General features: G+C 64.4%; 1 protein-coding gene. It reads right to left on the bottom strand.

Annotation, left to right across the window (positions count from 1 at the left end):
• Positions 1–536, bottom strand: a 536-nt coding sequence (locus tag ABD481_RS47085; protein WP_486323374.1) for a glycoside hydrolase family 71/99 protein, incomplete at both ends; no start/stop codon positions are given.

The following is a 536-nucleotide window of genomic DNA, read 5'->3' as shown; positions in this document are numbered from 1 at the left end:
GCGTTGCCGATGGCGCCGACCATCCAGGGGGAGAGCATGTTGAAGGCGTGGTAGACGCTGAGGTATCCGGGGCGTGAGCCGCCGACGCCGGTGCGCCATTCGCGGGGTACGCCGCCGATGACGTAGCAGCCTTGGTTTTTGAACCAGGTGATGACGTCCAGGCAGGTGGCGGCGTCCCAGGGGTGGTTGGTGTCGTTGAAGCCGAAGCCCCAGATGCAGACCACTGGTTTGCCGTTTTGGCGGGCGTAGGCGGTCGAGGCGGTGTGGGCGGACATTTTGGTGGTCCAGTCGGTTTTGATCTCCGACTGCATCGTGGTCCAGCCGGTGACGTCGTACATGATGTAGAACTTGCGGCTGTGGCTTTCGGCGGCCGAGCGGACTTTGGCGGCCATGGCGTCTCGGGTGGGGCCTTCGGAGCTGTTGGGGTTGAAGCGTTGCAGGGCGGCGGTGTCGCAGCCGTTCTGTTGCATCCACAGGAAGTGGGTGTCGACGGTCTGCTGGTCGTAGGAGGAGAACAGGGTCGCCGGCTGGCCGTT

The sequence above is a fragment of the Catenulispora yoronensis genome (assembly GCF_039531695.1).
Lineage (GTDB): Bacteria > Actinomycetota > Actinomycetes > Streptomycetales > Catenulisporaceae > Catenulispora > Catenulispora yoronensis.
The sequence above is the reverse complement of the archived record's forward strand: the minus strand, read 5'-3'. Positions and strand labels throughout refer to the sequence as shown.